17 protein-coding genes and 1 pseudogene are annotated in these 18,076 nt (G+C 41.0%); 15 read left to right on the top strand and 3 right to left on the bottom strand.

The annotated features are described in order from the left end of the window. Positions 1–383 precede the first annotated feature (383 nt). The 8 genes and pseudogenes from B5V81_RS07615 to B5V81_RS07650 all read left to right on the top strand — a co-directional run bounded on the left by B5V81_RS07615 (position 384) and on the right by B5V81_RS07650 (position 7,176). Complete coding sequence (locus B5V81_RS07615) at positions 384–599, top strand: hypothetical protein (protein ID WP_212112934.1); 216 nt, start codon at positions 384–386, stop codon at positions 597–599. After that, the gene (locus tag B5V81_RS07620; RefSeq protein WP_212112935.1) at positions 587–1,801 is read left to right on the top strand and encodes an MFS transporter; all 1,215 of its coding nucleotides are present in this window, start codon (positions 587–589) and stop codon (positions 1,799–1,801) included. The genes B5V81_RS07615 and B5V81_RS07620 overlap by 13 nt, the downstream gene beginning before the upstream one ends. Positions 1,802–2,009: 208 nt before the next feature. Then, positions 2,010–3,246 (top strand): annotated as a pseudogene (locus B5V81_RS07625) (MFS transporter). Between the two features lie 570 nt (positions 3,247–3,816). Continuing rightward, a complete protein-coding gene (locus B5V81_RS07630) occupies positions 3,817–3,960 on the top strand; it encodes a hypothetical protein (protein WP_212112936.1) in 144 nt (47 codons plus the stop codon). A 576-nt stretch (positions 3,961–4,536) separates the two neighbouring features. Further along, on the top strand, positions 4,537–4,755 hold the full coding sequence (gene infA / locus B5V81_RS07635; RefSeq protein WP_004857577.1) for a translation initiation factor IF-1: 219 nt from the start codon (positions 4,537–4,539) through the stop codon (positions 4,753–4,755). Positions 4,756–4,991: 236 nt separating this feature from the next. Continuing rightward, positions 4,992–5,705, top strand: coding sequence for a Maf family nucleotide pyrophosphatase (locus B5V81_RS07640; protein ID WP_212112937.1), 714 nt, complete (start codon positions 4,992–4,994; stop codon positions 5,703–5,705). A 21-nt stretch (positions 5,706–5,726) separates the two neighbouring features. Further along, the gene (gene yacG, locus B5V81_RS07645; protein ID WP_212112938.1) at positions 5,727–6,044 is read left to right on the top strand and encodes a DNA gyrase inhibitor YacG; all 318 of its coding nucleotides are present in this window, start codon (positions 5,727–5,729) and stop codon (positions 6,042–6,044) included. Positions 6,045–6,783: 739 nt separating this feature from the next. Beyond that, positions 6,784–7,176: a conjugal transfer lipoprotein TrbH gene (locus tag B5V81_RS07650; protein WP_212112939.1), complete on the top strand. Its 393-nt coding sequence runs from the start codon at positions 6,784–6,786 to the stop codon at positions 7,174–7,176. A 294-nt stretch (positions 7,177–7,470) separates the two neighbouring features. Here B5V81_RS07650 and B5V81_RS07655 read toward each other — a convergent pair whose 3' ends face one another. Continuing rightward, the gene (locus B5V81_RS07655; protein ID WP_212112940.1) at positions 7,471–7,878 is read right to left on the bottom strand and encodes a helix-turn-helix domain-containing protein; all 408 of its coding nucleotides are present in this window, start codon (positions 7,876–7,878) and stop codon (positions 7,471–7,473) included. Between the two features lie 199 nt (positions 7,879–8,077). On the opposite strand from B5V81_RS07655, the gene B5V81_RS07660 reads away from it, so the two are divergent. Together B5V81_RS07660 and clpB are read left to right on the top strand one after the other, a co-directional pair. Further along, complete coding sequence (locus B5V81_RS07660; RefSeq protein ID WP_212112941.1) at positions 8,078–8,416, top strand: hypothetical protein; 339 nt, start codon at positions 8,078–8,080, stop codon at positions 8,414–8,416. A gap of 2,125 nt (positions 8,417–10,541) precedes the next feature. Then, complete coding sequence (gene clpB, locus B5V81_RS07665; RefSeq protein ID WP_212112942.1) at positions 10,542–13,121, top strand: ATP-dependent chaperone ClpB; 2,580 nt, start codon at positions 10,542–10,544, stop codon at positions 13,119–13,121. 652 nt (positions 13,122–13,773) lie between these two features. Here the strand turns inward: clpB and B5V81_RS07670 are convergent. After that, positions 13,774–14,145: a helix-turn-helix domain-containing protein gene (locus B5V81_RS07670; RefSeq protein ID WP_212112943.1), complete on the bottom strand. Its 372-nt coding sequence runs from the start codon at positions 14,143–14,145 to the stop codon at positions 13,774–13,776. A 728-nt stretch (positions 14,146–14,873) separates the two neighbouring features. Here B5V81_RS07670 and B5V81_RS07675 point away from each other — a divergent pair. Beyond that, the gene (locus tag B5V81_RS07675; protein WP_212112944.1) at positions 14,874–15,047 is read left to right on the top strand and encodes a hypothetical protein; all 174 of its coding nucleotides are present in this window, start codon (positions 14,874–14,876) and stop codon (positions 15,045–15,047) included. Positions 15,048–15,514: 467 nt separating this feature from the next. Here B5V81_RS07675 and B5V81_RS07680 read toward each other — a convergent pair whose 3' ends face one another. Next, positions 15,515–15,904 (bottom strand): helix-turn-helix domain-containing protein, encoded by a 390-nt coding sequence (locus B5V81_RS07680; protein WP_212112945.1) that lies wholly within the window; start codon positions 15,902–15,904, stop codon positions 15,515–15,517. Between the two features lie 216 nt (positions 15,905–16,120). On the opposite strand from B5V81_RS07680, the gene B5V81_RS07685 reads away from it, so the two are divergent. The 4 genes from B5V81_RS07685 to B5V81_RS07700 all read left to right on the top strand — a co-directional run bounded on the left by B5V81_RS07685 (position 16,121) and on the right by B5V81_RS07700 (position 17,948). Next, entirely contained in the window at positions 16,121–16,318 is a 198-nt protein-coding gene (locus B5V81_RS07685; protein WP_212112946.1) for a hypothetical protein, read from the top strand. Between the two features lie 233 nt (positions 16,319–16,551). Next, a complete protein-coding gene (locus tag B5V81_RS07690) occupies positions 16,552–16,695 on the top strand; it encodes a hypothetical protein (RefSeq protein ID WP_212112947.1) in 144 nt (47 codons plus the stop codon). Between the two features lie 698 nt (positions 16,696–17,393). After that, positions 17,394–17,714 carry a hypothetical protein gene (locus tag B5V81_RS07695; RefSeq protein ID WP_212112948.1) on the top strand — a complete coding sequence of 107 codons (321 nt, stop codon included), beginning with the start codon at positions 17,394–17,396 and terminating at the stop codon, positions 17,712–17,714. Positions 17,715–17,774: 60 nt separating this feature from the next. Next, a complete protein-coding gene (locus B5V81_RS07700; RefSeq protein WP_212112949.1) occupies positions 17,775–17,948 on the top strand; it encodes a hypothetical protein in 174 nt (57 codons plus the stop codon). Positions 17,949–18,076: the final 128 nt, after the last annotated feature.

Here is an 18,076-nt window from a genome sequence, read left to right on the forward strand (position 1 = left end):
TGGCAAGAAAAATGAAAATATTTCTATTTGGTTATACCGTAAATAGGGGTGTTTGAAGTGGGGTGAGCATGGTTTATGAGAGGCAAGGATATGCCGTTGAGGGACCTTCAAGTATATATGGCAAAAAGGGTAAGGAAGATATAATAGAAGGCTGTTCATTTACAGGAGATAGCAAAATAGCGGGGAATCTTACAAAGAAAATATATTAAACTATTCAAATATTTATAGCGGATTTATCCACTTTGGTATCTTAATTGTGGAGACAGTGTATTTGTGGCAGCATGACTTCCTCTGGCATTGTTGAGTGTGAAAGATCTATAGCGTTGCAGAATTTTTAAATTGTGCTTAAACTTTCAAAACTGAAAAATAGAGGGGGGGAGTTCATGAATAAAATCATTATAACTGCTTTGCTGCTGTGCACTGTAAGGGACTCGGCTGATTTTGTTATCATTGATGATGATCAATTGCTAAGCTGCAAAAAGCTCCTTGATGCCTTTAGGGCGCAAAAAATTCTTGATGCTTTTAGGGGGCAAAAAAGAAGCCTTAATCTCATCAGCTCTGCTGATGAAAAAGCAGGAGTAGTATTTTGGCGCAAGTAAATGCAACAACCAAAAATCGCTTGTTTATGCTTTTATTGGGTAATGGCTTAGTGTCATTTGGGGGCTGGATTGATTATATCGTGATTTTGACCCTATCTGTGTTTTACTGGAAAGCTGATCAATATGATGTCGCTTTGATTGGAGCGGTAACCTTATTACCGGGAATCGTTCTGTCTAAGCCAATTGGAATGCTGGTAAGTAGCCATTATATGATCCATTGGTTGCGGGTATCACTGCTGTTACGGGCACTGTGTACTGTCGTTTTATTAATGGCTACGAGTCTGCAAGGATTTATTATAGTGGCAGTCATGCGAGCAACATTCAATAGTATTGCTCTTCCAGCAATTTCTGTTCTCAGTGCAAATTCTGTTCCCAAAAAAGAACGCAACCATTATTATTCTGTGCTTAACATGATCAATAGCGCAGCAAAGATGATCGGACCCGCTTTGGGGAGTGCTCTGTCTGTCCTTTTATCAGATACCTATACTTTATTATTTTCGGGATTTTTGACATTCCTAGGCTTTATTGTGTTTTGTTGTATTGGTGCACAACGTGTCTCGTCGCTAGGAATAAAAAAAGCGAATATCACGCAAGCACAGCAGAGGCTTTATGGGACAGCTTGGTATGCCTATGTGGGGGTGATATTCATTTATTTTGCCATGGTCTTTATGGTGAATAATCAGTTGCCCGTTATTCTCAGCACAATGAAAATGAATAAACAGACTCTTGGAATGCTGGTATCTGCTTCAGCGATTGGTAATTTTCTCTATGGGTTTTGGCGTGTGAAAAAATCAAAGCATAACCCCCTTACAGGAAAAATATCGGAATTGTTAATGCCAGCCATGTCAACAATGGTTTGTTTTGTCATTATCTCAGTGTGCTTTTTTTACTTTGATTTACTTCATATTGAGACTTTGTTGCTTTGTTTTTTCCTTATTGGAATGGTCAGTGCGTGCTTTTTCATTTCTTCTAACATTTATCTGGTAACCCATTTCAATGAACAAATTGGCATTGCTTCCGGATGGGTACAGTCTGTACAAAATTTAGCGATGTTGGTGGCGCCGTTTGTGGGAGCCTTTGTTTTAAGTCATACTTCTTCGGGTGGTAAGTTATTCCTTCTTTCTGGCGTGGTTGGATTATGCTGTTTATTGGGGATTAGGATGTTGGTGAAAAGTTCTTTGTCCATTATTTCTTCTGTATGAGGGGCTTATCAATGAAACACGTATTTTATCCTATATAGGCAACACCGCTCTTTGAGCTGTGTGATATTAGTGATATTTGCGATGCGAAACTTTAGGCGGGGGTATTTTTGCCCCCTGATTGAGCGTTCCTTTGAAGTTCATATCACCAATTTTATGAAAGCGGGCGTGGAAATTTAACTGTCAAAAAGTTTAATATCGGGTGGTTGAGATGAATTTATTTTTAAAAAAGAGTCCATTCTCTCTTTTTTCTTCTCTTTTTATTTCTAAAGTTGGCGACTATGCTTATGAAGTTGTTTTTATTTTACTGGTCTTAGAATTAACGGATAACGCCTTTTTTACAGGTCTTGTGTATTTTTTTCGCTTTATTCCTTTTCTCTTTTTTGGACCTATCGGCGGTTGGTTAGCAGATAATTTTTCTCTGAAGAAAAATATGATCTTAAGTGAATTGGTGAGACTATTTGCCTCATTATTCGTTTTGATAACCACTATAACAGGGACTGCTCATATTATTGTTCTTATTTTTGCAGCAATAGGTACAACAATAGGAAGAAGTATTTTTCAACCAAGTTTTCAAGCGGCTATCCCGAAAATGTTTCCAAAAAAGGATCTGACAAAGGCAAATAGCATTGCACAAATTATAGAGGAAACAGCATCCGTAATCGGCCCTTTAGTTTGTTCCCTATTGCTGCTGTTCGCCAATAAATCAGCTGTTCTTATTTTTGATTTTTTTACCTATCTTATATCTATTATCGTGTTATTTAATCTCGTGCATTTAGATTCAAGCGAGAATAAACCATTCAATTTTATAAAAATTTATCGAGAAACTGCTTCCTATCTTCAATATATTTCGACTGAAAATAAACATCTATTTATTATACTCGTTGGATCGTCGTTTGCTATTCTCTTTACGGGTGCAATTTTAAGATTTTTTAATTCCAGCTTTTGTTCTTTCCTTTGGAGGAGAAGAAAGCCTTGTGAGTTCACTTTTTTCTCTCATGGCTGTTGGAACGATTATCGGTGGTCTGTTCTATCATAAAACTATATCCAAGATTACATCACTAAAGCTCATGGTCTTTTGGCTTCTTTATGGGGGTGTTCTGTTTATTATGCCTTTAATTTCAATGTGTTATTTAAAACTAATTTTAGGGATCGCCTTTCTTTTAGGATTAATTGGTGCATTTGTGGATATTAGTTTAGTCTCAGCTATTCAATTATATTCTCGTCGTGAAGATTTTGGTAAGAGTTTTGGAACTTTTTCAACTTTAGCGAATTCTGCTGAAGCCCTATCTGGCTTTATTGCTGGACTTTTTGCACTCGTGGGATTAATGAGTTCTTTTTTAACGATGTCTGCACTCATTGTTTTCACTGGAATGATTAGCATTATAAAAATTAAGAAAAATAAAGCGTTGACACCTCTTAACACGACAGTAGAGGATGATCATTAATCTCTTTGATATCCCCATGCTGTTTCTTTTTCTAAGACGGTTCATTTATTATCCTATTATGCCTTAAAACATCGCTCTTTGAAGTTGATATTAGTTATATAGCTTTTACCCATTGCGGTGTTTTTTTGTGAGAGTGTATTGTAGGGCTTATCAAGCCTTTTGTAACACAGCCCTTTGAGGGGATGGGGTTTTGATGGTGGAGATATGGGGTGGATAAGAAGTTTTTTGGGGAGGAGGGAGAGCATTGTTTGTAAGAACGGTGTGGGGTGGGAAGTTTTGTTCTTTGGAGGAATTTTTTAAGAAGATTGTTTGGTGGTGGTTTGGAAATTTTGTTTGTTAATTTCTGTAAAGACGTAAAATCGTAAAAACGCGGATCTGTAAAAAAGAAGAAGACGTTTAGGGTGTGGAAGCTTTATGTGTTGTGGAGGTTTGGGGGCAAGCGTGTTGGGTTTGTGCCATGGTGTGGAATTTTCTGAAAGGACTGGGAGGAGAAGAATTTGGGGAACAAGTCTTGTGAATCGAGGGGAAGTGGGAGGAAGAAGCGGTGTGGTTGGCAGGAGGGGATAGGCAATGAAAGGGAGGGAGAGAGGAAAAGAGCCTGAGAATGGAGGAGAAAAGCTTTATTCTGTAGGGGGAAGGGCAAGAGGCTGGGGTGTAGAGCTTTGTTTACAGAGTAGTGTGAGGTGGAAAGTTTCATTGGGTTTTATTCTGTAAAGACGTAAAATCGTAAAAATGTGAATCTGTAAAAAAGAAGAAGTTTAGGGGATGGAAGCTTTATGCGTTGTGGGGGGGTACGCGTGTTGGGCTTGTGGCATGGTGTGGAATGGGGGGAGAAGAATTTGGGAGAACAAGTCTTGTGAATGAAAGGGTAAGCTGAGATGAAGAGGGCGAGCTGGAGGAGAAAGCCTGTGAATGAAAGATACGTTGGGGTGAAGAGCGATGTTAAGTGTGTGGGGGGCGACGGGGGCTGGGAAAGGGAGGATGTTGGCAGGTGTGGAGAGAAAAATTTAGGAAATTGAGTATAATTTCTATCACTCTGAAATCAAGATCATAACAAAAACCAAGATTATAATAAAAAGTGGAAGAAATAGGCAGGTAAAATTGGAGTGGATAAAGTTGTCATTCTCAAAATGGAGAGTGAGTTTTTTTAAGAACAGAAGAGAGCAAACTTGAAAAACCTTTCTCTTTTTGTTGAATTTTTATTCACAAATTTGAGAAAATAGGATATGAACGCTGAAAAATAACGCACAGCTTAACAAAATATATGCACTGTAAAGGAAATGATTGTTTATGTCAAAAGAAGAAGTTTTAGAATTTTCTGGTATCGTTACTGAACTCTTACCTAATGCGATGTTTCGTGTGAAACTGGAAAATGATCATGAAATTATTGCCCATACCGCTGGAAGAATGCGAAAAAATCGTATTCGGGTGTTGGCTGGCGATAAAATCATGGTCGAAATGACCCCTTATGATTTGACAAAAGGACGCATTACATACCGTTATAAATAGCCTCATGGAAGGTTTGTGCTTTTTTGTCAAATTCACAATATTCTTTCTGTTATTTTGAACAGACCTTTAGGGTGTTTATCGATGTGTGAGACAAAATGCAATGTTTAAAATCACCTTGAAAGGGTGTAAAATCAGTGCGGAAAAAGAATAAGGAGATCAATAGCGCTTGAAAGGAAGCGTTTAAAAAGGGGCGCTTAAAATAGGGTACGAGAAAAGCCGATTTGCAAGGGGTGGAAATGAAAAATATAAAAGAGTGGAGGAAAAAACAAGTGGCAGAAAATCTCGGGGAAGAAATTCATTTGGTGCTTGCCTCCGCTTCACCACGGCGTTTAGCGCTTCTGGCACAAATAGGCATTGATCCTCAGCAGGTTTATGCAAGCGATATTGATGAAACACCAAAATTAAAAGAACATCCTGCAAACCTTGCCAAACGTTTGGCAAAGGAAAAAGCGCTGAAGGCACAAGAAACTTTGCTCTGGTACACTCAGAAGACCCAAGAAGAATTGCAAAATGGTCAAGAAGGGCTGTCCGCGCAGAAAATGATTATCTTAGCCGCTGATACGGTGGTGGCTGTTGGGCGTACTATTCTTCCCAAACCGGAAGGCGAGGAGGAGGCTTATGAATGTTTACGCTTCCTTTCTGGACGCGCACACAAGGTTTATGGCGCCATTTGTGCTTTGAATGAACAGGGAAAAATAACCGTAAAATTGGTTGAAAGTCGTGTCCGCTTTAGACGCTTAACCTCTTCTATGATGAAGGCTTACCTTGCTTCAGGAGAATGGGAAGGGAAAGCAGGTGGCTACGCTATCCAAGGAAAAGCAGGGGCTTTTGTGGTCTATATCGCCGGCTCTTATTCTAATGTTGTGGGATTGCCTTTGGCTGAAACGGTTGATCTGTTAACCGCTTATCACTATCCACTTTATTCCCATTGGGTGGAAGAAACGCCCTAGAGAAATTTTAAGGCAAAATCCATGCAAGGTGAAAAGCACCAAAAAGTACAAAGCGGGAATGAAATAAGGCAAAATGAAAAAAGAGAAACAGAAGAAAATTTAATGAAAGAGGAAAAAACACAGACCTCTCAAAGTCAAAGGAAGTTCTCTGAGCAAAAAGAACCCAATTTGCCAAAAGAGGATCGTCCACCGCATCCTTGTCCTATTTGTGGTCAAATGTCACAAAAATCTTCTTATCCTTTTTGTTCTACACGATGCCGTGCTGTTGATCTTAATCGCTGGCTTTCGGGTGCTTATATCCTTCCACCCCCGACACAGGTAAGCGATGAAGAAGAATAAAGGGGCATGTCTCTTGAGGAGAAAATGCTGAGAGGGCTTTTTTGTATGAACGCTGAAGAGAGGCAGGTCGTGTTCTAGCGGGGAAGCTGAGTGAGGATACTTTGCCTGCTAGATTGAAAAAAAACTTGAGTTTTAGCGGATGGGTGATGAAGCTAAGGAAATGTCTGAGCCTTTTGGTTTGGGATTGGAGGGAGATTGCGTGTTGGGAAATGGGGGCTGCTGAGGAAATGAGGCTTTAATCAAGTCTGGTTATTGTGTTGATGAAGGGGCAGTCCTATGGTGGAGGTTAGGTGAGCTTTACGTGTTGAGGTAAGCGTGAGGAAAAATCGCAATCCAAATGACTTGTAAAAACCTAAACATTCAAACAATCATGACGATTCCTCCACGTGATAATTTCAATATTATGGGGAGATACCATTTTAGCTGCTGGGAAAATCCTCCAATAGATGAACTTCCTTACGGATAAGTCCGTCTTAAATCTTATATTCAGTCAGAATATCAAGACAATAAGTGCCATATAGAATATGTATACTCTATACTTACCATGTGTTTTGTATGTTAAGCATCCAGTTTTGGGTGTTATCAGAAATGATGATCGTTTTTTAATCGCGTGAAAAATTGATTTACAATCACTTGATTGCAAACTGATACATTGTTAACATCATTCTTCAGCAAGATTGCTCTTATTTTTGATGTAGGAGCTTTTCAGGAAAAAATACAATGAGATAGGGGGGGTAAGATGTTGAAATATTTATTACCGTTACCGCTTATGTTGGTGGCGGGTTGCGTGTCTATGAATTATTCATCAAGTTATGTTGATCGACATATTACGCAGGCTGATATAGAATTAATTGCTCATGATTTTGTTCGAAATCTGAAATACTCTTTCCCACCAGCTAAAACAACATTTATTGTGAAAAAAAGTAAAGTAGAAGATAATTTTACGCCTTTATTTATCGATCTATTGCAACGCAATGGATATTGCGTGATCTATACAGATCAACCCAATAAACAATCAAATGGTGTTCAGTTGACTTATCAAATAACGCTAATAGATATAGGTATTCTGTCGACTGTCTCTTATGATGAGGCGGGAGTAACACGTTATTATATACGTACTTATAATAGATAAAATCCTGTGGTGGTTTATCTAAAAGGAATAGATAATAAAGACGTTTTGGAAGAAAAATCTACTTAAGAAGTAAAACTATAGACCCATCGAGATAAAACTCCGGTGGGAATGGTGAAGTATTTCTCCCAAGACTTTGATGTTTGTTCCTCTATGAGGCTGTAAAAACATTATCGTTTGAGGTTTTGCGATGTCCTGCTATGCCGTAAAATATCATTGTTTGGGGGCTGGTGATAGCAGGCATCGGAAATTTTAGGCGGGGATATTGACAAATAGAACCTTTGAGGGCGCTTTTGCTTAATCAGAAAGCAACCACAAGATTGCCTTTTGTTTTTTCGGTTGGAGTTCTCTAAAGTTTTTTAAAAGCAAATATTCTTTTTTGCTGTAGATGTTTTGATCACGGTGTGAGGGATTATCTCCTGAGATAAGATCTTCTTTTGTGGCAAGATTGGCGGTTAAAAGATCGGCATAAAAAAAGCTTATGGGAACTTGCAGTTTTTTAGCGATTTCCAGCAAACATTTTGCACTGACACGATTGGTGCCTTTTTCGTATTTTTGGATTTGTTGGAAACTAACACCTAAATGGCTTCCCAATTCCTTTTGGGAAAGTCCCATTGAAATGCGTTTATAACGAATTCTTTTACCTATTGAAATGTCAATAAAATGTGGATTTTTAGTTGGAAAATGTGGATTTTTGGTTTGCACTTCAAGCCCCCCTCCGGTTGCGAGCGCCCTCGCATTGGTATTCCGGGAGTAACAAGTACTGAACCCTAGTCAGCTTTTTGCTTTTAGTGCTGAAAAGCACTTGGACATAGCAAAAACTCCCGGAATTCCGGGATACCCACAACAGTGGGTTCATTTCTACGCTAGGGTTTAAGGGCTTGTTTTCCCTCTTGATCGTTGCGTGGACGATCAAAAACATGTCTCAATTTGTAAAGTAATTTCAGAAGATTGGCAAGAAAAATCAAAACGTTTTTATTTTGTTGTGCCGTTTCCGGTTGCGGGCACTTTCGCGTTGGTATTCCGGGAGTCTAAAAGTACTGAGCTTAATCAGCTTTTTGCTTTTAGTGCTAGAAAGCACCTGGACATAGCAAAATCTCCCGGAATTCCGGGATACCCGCAAAGCGGGATAAATTTATGTACTGAGCGTTCGGGTTTACTATCCCTATTTGACCGTTGCGTGGACGATCAAAAACATGTCTCAATTTGTAAAGGAATTTCAGAAGATTGGCAAGAAAAATGAAAACCTTCTTTATTGTGTTATGCCATAAATAGGGAGTGAGAAGGGTTTATGAGAGCAGGGATATGTCGTTGAGGGAACTTCAAGCATATCAATTTAAGCGCTTTTTTGTAAGAGTGGGTGATGAATATTGAGGCTGTCTTTTCTTGTTGCATCTGATGAAACAGTTTCGTTTGAGATGGGTTGAAGTCCGTAGAAGGAGGCTTTGTTCTGTAGGGGGAGGGTAAGAAGCTGGTAGCCTTGTTTACGAAGCAGCGTGGGGTGGGAATTTCATTGGGCTTCGTTCTGTAAAAATGTAAAAGCGTAAAAATGTGAATCTGTAAAATGAGGTGGGGGATTTATGCCTCGTGTGTGTGTTTTGTCATGGTGTGGGATAGGGTGAGAGGATTGGGGAAAACGAGCTTGTGAATCGAGGGGGAAAGTGGGAGAAGAAGTGGGGGTGTTGGCTAGAGGGGATGAGGAATGGAGGATGAAGAGAGAGGGGAGAAGAGTTCGCATATTGAGGGAAGGCTTAAGGGGAAGGCGTTGCAGTAATCTCAAGGATGCTCGGCTTTTAAAGAGAAATTTGGAGAAGTCAGGAAAGCTCTGGATGTTTGAGTTGAGGGGAAAGGATTGATGAAAAAGGCATGAGCTTGAAAGAGATTTTGGGAGGAGAGCGCTTTTGGGGTGGGAAAACTGAATGTTAGGAAGCGGTTAGAGGGATTTTTTTTAAGAAGATTGTTTGGTGGTGGGGTGGAGGTTGCATTGGGCTTCGTTCTGTAAAAATGTAAAAGCGTAAAACTGTAAAAGTGAAATAAAGGATTTATGCCTTATACGTGTTTTCTGTCATGGCGTGGGATGGGGTGAGAGGATTGCGGAGAAGCGTTTGCGAATGGAGGGATACGTTGAGAGGAAGAGGGGGGTGGCTAGAGGAAAGAAGAATGGAGGATGAAGAGAGGAGAGAACGAGTTTGCGAATGGAGAGGAAAGTGAGAGGAAAAGGAGGGGATGGCTAGAGGAGAGAAGAATGGTGGATGAAGAGAGGGGAGAGCGAGTTTGCGAATGGAGAGATACGTTGAGAGGAAGAGGGGAGACGAGAGTGTGTTGATGGGAAAGGGATGGACATGGAATGCGTGAGGGTAAAGGGATTTGTTCGTAAACTTCTGTGAAATGCTGTCGTTTGAGCTATGGGGAGATTAGAAAATTCTTACTTTGTAAAGACGCATCATGTTGGCAATATGCGGATGGTCGGTTTGCTTTTTGTATTTAAGCGTGAAGAGGCAACAAAAAGTGTGGGGAAGAGAGGCTCAAAGAGTTGGTGTGAGGGCATCGTATGAGGGGGGATTTCTGGAGGTGGGGATACGGGGCAAAAAGTGAGGCTGTCGTTTATAGATCTTTGTTTACACAGTGGTGTGGGAAGTTTTGTCTTTTAGGATAATACTGCTTTTTGAAGGCGTATGGATTGCTGTTGGGTGTAAAATTTTTTGAAGGCGTGGGGAGATTAGAAAACTCTTTATGAGCCAAGAGCGGTAACCTTGACAACAGGTTGAGACTGGCTTGTTCCTTTTATAAAAGTTGGTTTCTGCAAAAGAATTTCGTTGATCGGTGGTTTGAGAGTGTGAGAGGGCGTATAAAGATAAAAGCGTCGTTTTATTGGAAAGTTTTTTGCTTGAAGGAGATTTTATATGGGGAGACGTTCAAAAAAGGCAGCATTTAGAGCAGAATGAACATCAATCCTCTATGTTTTTTCTTTAATGCGCTCTCCTGAATGTTGTAGGGGATAAAAAATTGTGATTTGTCACAAGGAATAAGATCGTTTGGGGAATGAGGTCATTTTGGGAATAAGATCATTTGGGGAGACCTGAAACCTTAGTGCTTTTTTTAGGTTCTATTATGTTGTTTGCACCCGTTTCTTGTTCTTGTTTTTTCTTTGATGTTTTTGCTCTTGCACTCGTTGGGAGTAAAACCCATATTCATTTTAACACGATGGTTCCTTCATCATTATCATTTTCGCTATTTTATAGGGGAGATAATTTATCGGGGAGATAAGCTTTGGGTCGTAATGAGGTGAAAAACACCTATTGAGGAAGAAAAAAGGGCTGTGGTGGGGATAAAAGGTGCACCAAAAGGCTGCACAAGAAAGGAAAAAAATGAACCTAGAAAAATATAGCGAACGCGTGCAAGGGTTTTTACAATCCGCGCAAAATAACGCTCTTGCTTCTGATCATCAGCAATTTATGCCGGAGCATTTCCTCAAAGTGTTGTTAGACGATTCCCAAGGATTGGCAGCATCGCTTATTCAAAAGGCTGGCGGGGATCTTACGCTTATTCAAAAAACGCTAAAAGAAGCTCTCGAGGCTTTGCCAAAAGTGCAGGGGGGAAATGGACAACTCTATCTCTCGCAGCCGGTGGCAAAAGTCTTCGCACTTGCTGAAGAACTCGCGCAAAAAGCTGGGGATCAATTTGTGACTGTGGAGCGCATATTGCAAGCGCTTCTTATGGAAAAATCCGCAAAAACAGCCGATATTCTCACAAAGGCTGGGTTGACACCACAAGCGCTTAATCGGACAATTAATGCGCTGCGGAAAGGAAAAACAGCCTCAAGCCCCCATGCCGAAGGACAATATGAGGCCTTACAAAAATATGCCCGTGATCTCACAAAAGATGCACGGGAGGGAAAACTCGACCCTGTGATCGGGCGGGAAGAAGAAATTCGACGGACCATTCAAGTGCTCTCGCGGCGGACAAAAAATAATCCTGTGCTGATTGGGGAACCTGGGGTTGGCAAAACTGCCATTGTGGAAGGGTTGGCGCTGCGTATTGTCAATGGCGATGTGCCGGAAACTTTGCGCGATAAACAACTCTATGCGCTCGATATGGGAGCGCTTATCGCGGGGGCAAAATATCGCGGTGAATTCGAAGAACGTCTCAAAGCGGTGTTGGCTGAAGTGCAAGCCGAAAATGGACAAATTATCCTCTTTATTGATGAATTGCACAATCTCGTGGGAGCAGGAAAATCCGATGGTCCTATGGATGCTTCCAACTTGCTAAAACCTGCTCTGGCACGTGGAGAACTCCATTGTGTAGGCGCGACAACCCTTGATGAATATCGAAAATATGTCGAAAAAGATGCTGCTCTGGCTCGCCGCTTTCAACCAGTCTTTGTTCCAGAGCCCTCTTTGGAAGATACCATCTCTATCTTGCGCGGTATTAAAGAAAAATACGAACAACACCACAAAGTGCGTTTGGCAGATAGTGCTTTGATCGCAGCCGCAAAGCTCTCTTCACGTTATATTACGGATCGTTTCTTGCCGGATAAAGCGATTGATCTGATCGATGAAGCTGCTGCACGCTTGCGTATGCAAGTCGATTCAAAACCAGAAGAACTCGACGCCCTTGATCGGCGAATCTTACAGTTGAAAATCGAACGGGAAGCTTTGAAAACAGATGTTGAGCCAACAGCAAAAGAACGTTTGAAAAATGTGCAAACCGAACTGGAGACATTGGAACAACAGTCTGCTGAAATGACAACGGCGTGGCAAGCCGAAAAACAAAAATTAGGGCATGCCGCTGATTTGAAAAAACAACTCGAAGAAGCACGAAATGCTTTGGCTATTGCACAGCGTAATGGACAATTCCAAAAAGCTGGAGAACTGGCTTATAGCGTCATTCCTGAACTCGAAAAACAATTGACTTTAGCGGAAAATGATGACCAACAAAGCCATCTCGTCGAAGAAACCGTGACTGCTGAGCATGTTGCACGGATTGTGTCGCGCTGGACTGGAATTCCTATGGAACGTATGCTCGAAGCAGAACGTGAGGCGCTCTTGCGCATGGAAGATGAAATTGCAACCCGTGTCGTGGGACAAGGAGAAGCCGTTCAAGCTGTGGCGCGTGCCGTACGGCGTGCGCGTGCCGGTTTGCAAGACCCCAATCGTCCGCTTGGGTCTTTTATGTTCTTAGGACCTACCGGTGTGGGAAAAACCGAATTAACCAAAGCTCTGGCCGCTTTTCTTTTTCAAGATCCCAATGCCATGTTGCGTATTGATATGTCGGAATATATGGAAAAACACGCAGGCGCCCGTTTGATTGGGGCGCCGCCCGGATATGTCGGATATGAAGAAGGAGGCGTGCTTACCGAAGCCGTGCGAAGAAGACCTTATCAGGTCATTTTATTCGACGAAATTGAAAAGGCTCATCCTGATATCTTTAATCTGTTGTTGCAAGTGTTGGATGAAGGGCGCTTGACGGATAGTCAGGGAAGAACGGTCGATTTTCGGAATACTTTGTTGATTATGACCTCAAATCTTGGTGCTGAGTTCTTAACCGCTTTGCCTGAAGGACAAACAGTTGATCAAGCAAAAGACGATGTTATGAATGTGGTAAAAGCTGCTTTCCGTCCTGAGTTTTTAAACCGTATCGATGAGATTATTCTCTTTCAGCGCCTGCAACGCAAGGATATGGAGGCTATCGTTGATATTCAGATACAACATTTGCAAAATTTGCTTAATGAACGCAACATAACTTTGCATATCAAACCAGAAGTACGACAATTCCTTGCTGATAAAGGTTATGATCCCCTTTATGGGGCACGCCCGCTTAAACGTATTATCCAAAAGGAAATTCAAGACCCTCTCGCAGAAAAAATCTTGTTTGGAGAAATACAAGACGACACAGCGGTGACAGTGACAAAACAAGGTGATCGATTAGCGTTTTTACCGGAAACATAGGTGGGGGAAATTTATGCTATAGAGGGTGGTGATCATCCTCTTATACCATAAAAACACCGTTGTTTGTGGCGCTCTGAGAGGCGCTGATCGGCATGAGTGGTGGGGTAAGAGAAATCTGCTGCAAAGATGTTGGATGCTTGACAGAGCAGTGTGAACTTTTAACAGAACAATGTGAGATGCTAGCTGGGATGTTTCATTGAGCTATGTTCTGTAAAAATGTAAAAGCATAAAAATGTGTATCCGTAAAAAAGAAAGAGGAAGTTAAGGAAGTAGAAAATTTATGCGTTATACGGCTTTGGGGGTGTTTTAGGTTTTTGCTATGGCGTGGAATGGGGTGAAGGAGGTGGAGAGAAATGGCGGGGGAAAAGTTTGCACATGAAATGAAAAATTGGGATGAAGCGTGTTGTTAAGGGCGGTGACAGAAGAGAAGAGTGTGTGGGGAATAGCAGATGGAAAGAGCGAGTATGAACAGGGTGGAGGACGGTGTGTCCAAGAGACGGTCATGCGAAGAGATGTGCGAAGGATGGTGTGAGGAGAGAGAGCTTGCTTGTAAACTTCCATGAAATGTTGTTTTTGGAAGGGTGTGATCTGAAGCTTATATTTTAAGGATATTGGCTCTATGGATGAATAATTTTGATTGCTGCACTTTTGTTTAATCTGAAATTAGCCACAAGATTGCCTTCTGCTTTTTCGCTTTAAGTTCTCTAAAATTTCTCAAAAGTGTGTGTTCTTTTTCGCTATAGGTTGCTTGATCATGGTGTGAGAGATTTTCTTTTGTGGGAAGATCTTCTTTTTTTGAAATATTCGCGTAAAAAAAGGTAATGGGAACTTGCAGTCTGTTGGCAATTTCTTGTAAACGTCCTGCGCTTACACGATTTAAGCCTTTTTCATATTTCTGGATTTGTTGGAAACTCACTCCTAAATGGTTGCCTAATTCTTTTTGAGAAAGCCCCATTGAAATGCGTTTATGACGAATTCTTTTACCTATTGAAATGTCGTTGAAATGTGAATTTTTAGTTTGCACTTCAAACCCCCTCCGATTGCGAGCGCCCTCGCATGAGTATTCCGGGAGTTTGAAAACACTGACTTGACTCAGCTTTTTGCTTTTAGTGCTAGAGTGCACCTGGACATAGCAAAATCTCCCGGAATTCCGGGATACCCGCAAAGCGGGATAAATTTATGTGTCAAGTCTTCGGGTTTTCAAATCCCTATTGATCGTTGCGTAACCGACCAAAGTATCTTTTGAGTGATAAAGTAATTTCAGAAGATTGGCAAGAAAAATTAAAAGATTTGCTATGCGGTTATACTGTAAAACATTGTCATTTGAGGTGTGGTGATAATGGTTCGCTAGAGCAAGAATATACCGTTAAAGGGATAGCATATAAATTTATAAGGTGCTTTTTGTGAAAAAGTGTGGTGAATATTTGGGAGCTGGGCTTATCTGTTGTATCTGGTGAAGCAGCTTCGTTTGAGGGGGTGACAACCATATAAAATAATTAGCAGGGAGAACTAGCTTTAAGAGAAGCTGGTTTTTTTATAGACGGTTGTTTACAAGGCGGCGAGTGGTGGTTTCAATGTTTTGTTTGGCTGTGTTCTGTAAAAACGTGAAAGCGTGAAAATGTGGATCTGTAGAAAAAGAAAGAGGAAGTTAAGGAAGTGGACAATTTATGCGTTATACGGCTTTGGGGGTGTTTTAGGCTTTTGTTATGGCGTGGAAGGGGAGGAGAGAAATGGCGGGGAAAAAGCTTGTGAATGAAGGAAGAAAGTTGGGGTGAAAAGGAGGCATTTGTTGGTGCGTTGACGAGAGGAGGGAGGAATGGAGAAGAGAGTGCGGAAATGGATGTGAATGCGTTAGAGGAAGGGATAAAAGAGGGGAAACAATGTGAAGAGGGGGAGAGGTTGGTTTTTATGATCACAGGGCATTGAGCATTATTCTTGCAGCGTGTTGTTGTAAAATGGGGAAAGCAGTAAGAGATGTTTTTTTCAAAAACGTGTGTATGTCCAACATAATGATGTTTTATTTTGTGCTTTATATTTTGGGCGTTATGGCTGCATGAGGAAGATGATCACGAGAAAGAATGATATAAAAACTTGACAAGGTCAATGTAAAAAGGTATCATAATGACACAATCGGAATTGTATCTTTAAATGAGATCTATGGAGAAGACGATGGGGTGGAAATAATCGAGTGTCTTTCCAAGATTTTGATGTTTCTTGCTCTAGGATGCCATAAGGTCTTATTGTTTGAAGTGGGATGGTATCCTATTATGCCAATAAAATACCAGTGTTTGGGGAATGCTGATATTCGATATCGAAAGCTTGAAGCATGCAGGAAAGTATCGGGAGAGAGCGTTTGAGTGCTCTTTTGCCTCAGTTGATTGATGTTGTTGGACTTAATCTGAAATCAACCACAAAATTGCCTTCTGCTTTTTCGGTTTCAGTTCTCTAAAATTTCTCAAAAGGGACTGTTCTTTTTCGCTGGTGATATCTTGTTTGCTGGTGGTGTTTTGATCACGGTGTAGAGCATTTTCTTTTGTGGGGAGATCTTCTTTTTTTGAAATATCCGCATAAAAGAAGGTAATAGGAACTTCCAGTCTGTTGGCAATTTCTTGTAAACGTCCTGCACTTACACGATTTAAACCTTTTTCATATTTTTGGATTTGTTGAAAACTGACACCTAAATGGCTTCCTAATTCCTTTTGAGAAAGCCCCATTGAAATTCGTCTATGACGAATTCTTTTGCCTATAGAAATATCGTTGAAATGTGAATTTTTAGTTTGCACTCCAAACCCCCTCCGGTTGCGAGCGCCCTCGCATGAGTATTCCGGGAGGTTGAAAGCACTGAACTCAAATCAGCTTTTTGCTTTTAGTGCTTATCGCACTTGGACATAGCAAAAACTCCCGGAACTCCGGGATACCCACAAAGTGGGGTAAATTAACGTTTGAGTTTTCGGGCTTCAACTCCCTATTGATCGTTGCGTAGACGACCAAAGCACCTTTTGAGTGATAAAGTAGTTTCAGAAGATTGGCAAGAAAAATTAAAAGATCTGGAAAATAAGAGCATTTTTTGTATCTTAAAAATTATATCATTATTTTCTTTATGCCGTAAAATATTGTCATTTGAGGGGGAAGAAGAGGGCATTAGAGGCAAGGATATGACGAATTCTTTTGCCTATAGAAATGTCGTTGAAATGTGAATTTTTAGTTTGCACCACAAGCCTCCTCCGGTTGCGAGCGCCCTCGAATGAGTATTCCGGGAGGTTGAAAGTACTGAGCCTAATCAGCCTTTTGCTTTTAGTGCGTTGACACACTTGGACAGTGCAAAAGCTCCCGGAATTCCGGGATACCCGCAAAGCGGGATAAATTCATGTATTAGGCTTTTCAGGCTTCAACTCCCTATTGATCGCTGCGTAGACGACCAAAGCACCTTTTGAGTGATAAAGTAATTTCAGAAGATTGGCAAGAAAAATTAAAATATTTGCTATGCGGTTATACTGTAAAACATTATCGTTTGAGGTGTGGTGATAATGGTCCGCTAGAGCAAGAATATACCGTTAAAGGGATAGAAATATAAATTATAAGATGCTTTTTTTTTAAAGTGTGGTGAATATTTTAGGGGTGGATTTATCTATTGTGTCTGGTGAAGCAGACTCGTTTGAGGGATGGTGACAACCAATATAAAATAATTAGCCGAGGAACTAGCTTTAAGAGAAGTTGGTTTTTTATAGACGGTTGTTTACAAAGCGGCGTGTGGTGGTTTCAATGTTTTGTTTGGCTGCCTTCTGTAAAAACGTGAAAGCGTGAAAATGTGAATTCGTAAAATGAAGCGGAAAATTCGGACTTTCAGCGTGGCATAGTGGCATAAATGGGGTGAGAGAAATAGCGGATGGAGAGTGTAAAAAGGCAAGAAGTGGAGAGAACAGTTCTTGCTCTTAAGTTTCCATGAAACATCATCCTTTGAGGGGTGGTGAAAGGTGTTTTCTCAAGTGCAAGGTATGCGATAACAAGTTGGATTGTTTACAGACTCTTGTTTATCGAATGGTGGGGTGTTTTGAAAATTTCGTTTGGTTTCCTTCTGTAAAGATGTAAAATCGTAAAAGCGTGAATCTGTAAAAATGAAGCGGAGAATTTAGGCTTTATATGAGCTTTTGTCTTTTAGGGGGTGGTCTCATTTTTTTTAAGTGTTAATTGTTTTTGAGGTTTTGTTGCTGATTTTCATGTCATTTTTTCATGGCATGGGATTGGTTGTTCTTTATTGGAAGGAATATGATGATGGCTGAGGAACGTTGTCTTCCCTTACGTCGAAGAGGACGGAAAAAAGGGTCTTTGAATAAAACAACAAAGCGATTTAATGAAGCCCTTCTGACCGCCGCGGAGCAGGCTGGATTTCAGTATGGTGAGGATGGATTGGTGTCTTATCTTCAATATCATGCTTTGAATAATCCCGTGCCTTTTTTTTCGCTGCTGGCAAAAGTTTTGCCTCTTCAGGTGACTGGGGAAGCTGGGGGAGATGTCAAAGCAGTTTCACGGATCGAGATTGTACCAGTGAAGCCAAAAAATACCGAACCGGAGAAGTGTTATCCGGAAGCGTGAGCCTTCGACAACTGAAGCTTGTCATATCGAAAAATATTAGGCGGAAGTGGATTATGGGAGATGTCGTTTTGGAAGGGCGCTACTTTGGTGAATGATATGTCAGGGCGTGTATCAAAGTGGATGATGCTTTCAAAAATTCTGCGATGGTTACGTGGGGGCATGGTTTTATGGATAAGGGGTGTGAAACTTGAGATTTTATGCTGGGGGGCAGAGGTAGGGGGGAGAGATAAATAAGTGTGAGGCTCGAAGATGCGTGAGTGGCATGATAGCGCAAGATATTGTGCCTTTAGGGGCTTTGGGGGAGAGTGTGAAATGGGGGCGGATGCCGTGCTTTTGTGGGGGACAGGGGTACGGTGTTTGTG

Source organism: Bartonella queenslandensis, from assembly GCF_018155095.1.
Taxonomy (GTDB): Bacteria; Pseudomonadota; Alphaproteobacteria; order Rhizobiales; family Rhizobiaceae; genus Bartonella; species Bartonella queenslandensis_B.